The 6,018-nt window shown below is 71.2% G+C and carries 5 protein-coding genes; 4 read left to right on the forward strand and 1 reads right to left on the reverse strand.

Annotated elements, in window-relative coordinates; translation table 11 throughout:
- Window positions 1–10: 10 nt before the first annotated feature.
- Genes AC31A1_RS45010 through AC31A1_RS45025 form a run of 4 tightly spaced genes read left to right on the forward strand, consistent with a single transcriptional unit; the run spans window position 11 to window position 3,986 of the window.
- Complete coding sequence (locus AC31A1_RS45010; RefSeq protein ID WP_489658867.1) at window positions 11–1,552, forward strand: purine-cytosine permease family protein; 1,542 nt, start codon at window positions 11–13, stop codon at window positions 1,550–1,552.
- Entirely contained in the window at window positions 1,552–2,217 is a 666-nt protein-coding gene (locus AC31A1_RS45015; protein ID WP_489658863.1) for a cyclase family protein, read from the forward strand. The genes AC31A1_RS45010 and AC31A1_RS45015 overlap by 1 nt, the downstream gene beginning before the upstream one ends.
- A gap of 46 nt (window positions 2,218–2,263) precedes the next feature.
- Window positions 2,264–2,959, forward strand: coding sequence for an alpha/beta fold hydrolase (locus tag AC31A1_RS45020; RefSeq protein ID WP_489658864.1), 696 nt, complete (start codon window positions 2,264–2,266; stop codon window positions 2,957–2,959).
- A gap of 49 nt (window positions 2,960–3,008) precedes the next feature.
- Entirely contained in the window at window positions 3,009–3,986 is a 978-nt protein-coding gene (locus tag AC31A1_RS45025) for a 2-hydroxyacid dehydrogenase (protein WP_489658865.1), read from the forward strand.
- Here the strand turns inward: AC31A1_RS45025 and AC31A1_RS45030 are convergent.
- Window positions 3,979–5,622, reverse strand: a complete 1,644-nt coding sequence (locus AC31A1_RS45030; protein WP_489658866.1) for an RICIN domain-containing protein — start codon at window positions 5,620–5,622, stop codon at window positions 3,979–3,981. The two genes, AC31A1_RS45025 and AC31A1_RS45030, sit on opposite strands and share 8 nt — an antisense overlap.
- Window positions 5,623–6,018: the final 396 nt, after the last annotated feature.

Consider the following 6,018-nt stretch of genomic DNA (forward strand, 5'->3'; position numbering starts at 1 on the left):
GAGCCAGTCCCTGACCGAGGTCGAGACCTACGGCGTCGAGCGCATCCCCGACGCGGACCGCACCGCCACCCCGCTCGACCTGTTCCGGGTCGCGTTCGGCGGTGCCAACACCTTCTCCACCTGCGTGCTGGGTGCCTTCCCGATCCTGTTCGGCCTCTCCTTCTGGCAGGGCCTCGCGGCCACGCTCCTGGGAGTCGTCGTCGGCGCCCTGATCCTGTGCCCGATGGCGGTGTTCGGCCCGGTCAACGGCACGAACAACGCGGTCGCCTCCTCCGCGCACCTGGGCGTGCACGGCCGGGTCGTCGGCTCGTTCCTGTCCCTGCTCACCGCCGTCGCGTTCTTCTCCATCTCGGTGTGGAGCTCCGGCGACGCCCTGGTCGGCGGCGCGCACCGGCTGTTCGGCCTGGAGCAGAGCACGCTCTCCTACGTCGTCGCGTACGCGCTGTTCGCGGTCCTGGTCCTCGCGGTCTGTGTCTACGGCTTCCGGTTCATGCTGTTCATCAACAAGATCGCCGTGCTGTCCGCGACGGTCCTGTTCCTGCTCGGCGCGATCGCCTTCGCCGGTGACTTCGACCCGTCGTACGCCGGTGTCTTCACGTCCTCGGCGGACGCGGCGACCCAGTCGCTGTTCTGGCCGTCGTTCATCGGCGCGGCGCTGATCGTGCTCTCCAACCCGGTGTCGTTCGGTGCGTTCCTCGGCGACTGGTCGCGCTACATCCCGGCGAACACGCCGCGCCGCAAGGTGGTCGGTGCCGCGTTCCTCTCCCAGGTCGCGACCCTGCTGCCGTTCGTCTTCGGTCTGGCGACCGCGAGCATCATCGCCACGAAGGCACCCAAGTACGTCGACCCGGCCGCCCCGAACTTCGTGGGCGGACTCCTCGCGATCTCGCCGAGCTGGTTCTTCCTGCCGGTCTGTCTGCTGGCCCTGATCGGCGGCATGTCGACGGGCACGACCTCGCTCTACGGCACCGGGCTCGACTTCTCGTCGGTGTTCCCGCGGCTGTCGCGGGTGCAGGCGACGATCCTGGTCGGTGTGCTGTCCATCGCGTTCATCTTCATCGGGCGCTTCGGCCTCGACCTGGTGCAGTCGATCTCCACCTTCGCCACGATGATCATCACCTGTACGACACCGTGGATGGTCGTGATGATGCTCGGCTTCTACACCCGGCGCGGCTGGTACGACCCGGACGCGCTCCAGGTCTTCAACCGCCGTCAGCGCGGCGGGCGTTACTGGTTCGCGCACGGCTGGAACTGGCGCGGCATGACCGCCTGGTGGGTGGCCGCCGTCGTCGGTGTGCTGTTCACCGACATCCCGGGGCAGTTCGTCGGCCCGCTCGGCGACCTGGCCAACGGCGTCGACATCAGCCTGCCGCTGTCGCTGGCCGTCGCCGCCGTGCTGTTCCTGGGCCTGCTCCGGCTGTTCCCCGAACCCCGTGCCGCGTACGGCCCGGAGGGCGCGCGGCTGGCCCGTACCGTCGAGGTGCCGGTGCCGCCGATCACCGGCCCCGGTGCGGAGTCCAAGGCGCCCGCGGTGGCCGCCGAGGCCGGCTGATGTCGGCCTGGATCGACCTGTCGGTGCCCGTCGTCACCGGGATGCCCGTGTATCCCGGTGACCCGGCCGTCGAGGTCTCCCCCGCCCTGCGCGCACCCCGGGACGGCGTCAACGTCCTTCAGCTGCACATGGGTTCGCAGTCGGGCACGCATGTCGACGCCCCGTACCACGTGGACGACGCGTGGCCCCGCCTCGACGAACTGCCGTTGGAGCGCTTCGCCGGGCCCGCGGTGCCGGCCGACGTACGGGGGCTGCCGGACCGTGCGCCGATCACGCCCGACCTGCTTGCTCCGGCGCTGGGGCAGTTGAGGCCCGGGGCCCTCGTTCTGCTGACCACGGGCTGGTCGGCGTACTGGGGCACCGACCGCTACCTCGCCCACCCGTGGCTCACCCCGGAGACGGCCGAGGCCCTCGTCGCGGCGGGCGTGCGTACGGTCGCGGTCGACGCGCTGAGTGTCGATCCGACGCCCGAACCCGGCGATGTGACGGCCGGCTTCGGCCTGCCCGCGCACCGAGTCCTGTGCGGCGCGGGCGGGGTGATCGCCGAGAACCTCACGGGTCTGGAGCAGCTGGTGGATGTTCCGGAAGTGGAGCTGTTCCTGTTCCCTCTGCGGCTGCCGGGGGCGGACGGTGCGCCGGTACGGGCCGTGGCGCGGGCGGTCTGATCGTTCCGGGAAGGTCGTTGTCAGACCCGGCGGTTACGTTGGGACCATGACTCGATTCGTGGTGGTGGCGGGCGCGTGGCTCGGTGCGTGGGCGTGGGACGAGGTGGTGCCCGAGCTGCGCGGAGCCGGGCACGAGGCGCATGCGCTGACCTTGTCCGGGCTCGCGGAGAAGCGGGGGGTTCCGGCCGGGCAGCAGACCCATGTCCAGGACATCGTCGACGAGGTCGAGCGCCTCGGTCTACGGGACGTGGTCCTGGTCGGACACAGTTACTCCGGTGTGCCTGTCGGTCAAGCCGCGGAGCGGATCGGCGACCGGCTGGCCCGGGTGGTGTTCGTCGACGCGAACGTGCCGGTCGACGGGGAGTCGTTCCTGGACGGCTTCCCGAGCGACTTCGTCAGGAAGTCGCTCGACGAGAACGACGGCTACTGGCCGCCCCTGGACCCCGCGGACTACGCGGGCCAGGGCCTCACGGACGAGCAGATCACCCGCATAGTCACCGAGGGGACCCCGCACCCGGGTGCCGCGCTCACCGAACCGGCGGTCCTGGCCCACCCGTTGGCCGACCTCCCGGCCACCTACATCAAGTGCCTCCTGGATGGTGACGAGTTGCCGGCCCCGGCGGACGAACCGGTCGCGAGCGGGCGCTGGGAGCTGGTCCGGATGGACACGGGCCACTGGCCGATGTTCTCCCAGCCCCGCGAACTGGCCCGGATACTCGTCGAGTCGGCCACCCGGTCCTGACGCACGCACGGACGCCCGCCTGCCTCCCCCACCCCGACGAGGATTTCGTATGTCCCCCACGAAGAACGTCCTGGCCGTCGTCCCACCCCACATGGGCGGCCGCACCGCGGGAGCCGGACTCGCGACGCTGCTGCCCGACGGGGTGGACGTCACCGTCGTCGAGACGGTCGACGAGGACCCGCAGGCCCTGCGCGCGGCGCACGTCGTCATCACCGCGCTCTCCCCGGTGACCGCCGAACACCTCGCCGCGGCACCGGAGTTGGAGCTGGTGCAGTGCGCGAGTCACGGCTTCGACTACGTCGACCTGAACGCTGCCCGCGCCCAAGGGGTCGTCGTCTGCACCATCGGTTCCAGCGGTGCCGAGGCACAGAACGTGGCCGAGCAGACCTTCGCCCTCATGCTGGCGCTTGCCAAGCAACTCGTCCCCGCGCACACCGCACTCGTCGAGGGCGACTGGGCGCTGCCCCGGTTGCAGCGATCCCTGACCGAGCTGTCCGGCAAGACGCTCGGCATCGTGGGACTGGGCGCCATCGGGCGGCAAGTCGCCCGCCGCGCGGCCGCGTTCGACATGACCGTCGTCTACGCCGGCCGACGCCCCGTCCCCGAGGAGACGACCGCCCGGCTCGGCGGCGCCCGGCACGTCCCGCTCGACGAACTGCTGCGCCTCTCCGACTACGTCACCCTGCACGCGCCGCTCACCGACGGGACCCGGCATCTCCTGAGCGCGGAGCGACTCGCGCTGCTCAAGCCGAGCGCGTTCGTGATCAACACCGCGCGGGGCGCCCTGATCGACCAGGACGCCCTGGCGGACGCTCTCGAAACCGGGGCCCTCGCGGGTGCCGGCCTGGATGTCTTCGACCCCGAACCCCCCACCCCGGCCCTGCGGTTGCTCAAGGCCCCGAACGTGGTGCTCTCACCGCACGCCGGCGGTGTGACCCGGGAGACGGTGCTCCGGATCGCGCTGGCCGCCGTGCAGAACGCCGCCGGGTACCTGACCGGCACGTCGCCCTCCGATGTGGTCAGTTGAGCCGGTCCGCGATCTTCGCGGGGCGCGGTGACGGGGCTCCCGTGCCGGCGATCGACAGCGAACCGGGGCTGGCCGTCACCGAGTCGGTCAGCCAGCGTTGCGCGGTGGAGCCGTCGCGGACCTTGAGGACGATGTCGGCGCCCGGGTCCTTGGTGGTGGAGGTGAGCGCGAGTTCCGAGTTCCAGCGGGGCAGCAACTCGCCCTGCACGGTGAGGTCGTAGCGGACGTCGTTGCCGCGCTTGGCCTTCCCGTCGGCGCAGGTGCCGAGGACGACGACACCGGCGTCCGCGTGCGAGTCGAGGCACAGCCCGGGGCTCGCCACACTGCGCAGCAGCCCGTCGGTGTCGTACGACCACTCCTGGGTCCCGGCCGACGAACAGACCGCCAGGACGACGCCGGCGCCGGCCTTCGCGGTGCCCCGGATGTCGAGGCACAGGTCGGCGGCGGCGTTGTGCAGCCGCGTCCGCTGGGGTGTGGCGGGGAGCCTGGCGGTGCCGGGTGCCGATGTCGACACGTGTCCGGAGCCGGTGTTCGTGGTGCTGGAGGCGACGGGACCGGCGGTGCCGCCGCCGTCGGCCGGCCACAGGACGACGGCGAACACCGTCGCGAGGACCCCGGCACCGATCAGACCGACGCCGACGAACAGCGATCGGGGCGACCGTTCCAACCGGGCCGACCGGGCCGCGTCCACGAGACGGCGGCCGGGTGCGGGGATGCGGGACAGCAGCCGGTGTCGTCCCGTGCTGCCGCCGGTGTGTCCGCCGTGCCGGGAGGCCGTCCTCGTCCGTGTCTCGCGCCCGGCACGGCCGGGCCGTGATGCGAGGTAGGGGCGGGCGCCCCAGCCGAGCACGGCCTCGGCGAGGAGGACACCCAACCCGCCTTCGAAATAGCTGAGTTGTTCGGCGGCGAAACGGCAGTGGCGGCACTGGGCGAGATGCTGCTGGACATCCGGCAGCAGTTCGCCGCCACGCCGGATCGGGACGTCGAGGAGGCGGTTGTAGAAGCGGCAATCCTGGGTCGGCGCGAGTTCCCGGTGGGCGCGTACACAGCCTTCGCGGAATTTTTCGTGCGCCTGTTGGAGAGCGGCCGACGCGTTGTCGGTATCCATGCCGAGCAGGGCCGCCGGCACGGTTATCGACTCGGCCTCGACCTCGGTGTGCCACAGCAGGCACTGGGCGAACGGCGGAAGCGTCTGGAAAGACCGCTCGGCGAGCTTGCGATTTTCCGCCGTCATCGACTTCGCGGCACGCATGGCGCGGCCCCCGGAGGGATTCTCCAGGTCGGGAACAACACTGGATATTCGCTCTTCCGTCGACCACTCCCGGATCGTGTCGCGCACGGTCAGCAGCAACCGGGGCCGCAGCGCCACACCGTGTTCGCCGAACGTCAGCCGGTCGAACACCCGGTGGAAGGCGGCCGCCGCGGCCATGGCGGGCACGGGCCCCTCGGCGGCGAGACAGATGCCCGCGTAATCCTCGACCGGCCGCCAGTGCCGTGCCATGAGCAGCGCGACGGAATGAGCGGCCTCGCCCTCCGGACGGCCCCGCAGCCGGGCGGCCAGGGTCTCGTCGGATTCCTCGGGGGCCCCGCCGTCCGGCGGCGGGTAAGGAGGACGAGGGGGATGCGGGATGGACACGGAGTGGATCCCTCGGATTCGGTTCATCAACAGGTCAATGAGCCCCGGGCATTACCCCCGCGCGGGTGTTTCACCCTTGCACAACCCACCCTGCCCAACAAGGCACTTGGGTAACTTCCATACCATTGAAAGAAAGTCAGATGCGGCGACAACTCGGTCCACCAGCACGGGCTTTCGACTTTCCATGCGCCCCGTGTGAACCATGCGCACACGCCGGTGCGCCACGCACGCTCCCGGCACACGGCTCACCGCGATCCACTGGGTTCGGCCCTTCTCGGAGGCCACGCGCTGGACGGCGGCTCTCCCGCGCCAAACGGCCGCCGACCCTGCTCCTCCCGCCCTCGGTCGGCGGCCGTTTGGCGCGGGAGAGCCGCCGTCCAGCGCGTGGCCTCCGAG

Source organism: Streptomyces sp. P5F9 (assembly GCF_057961495.1).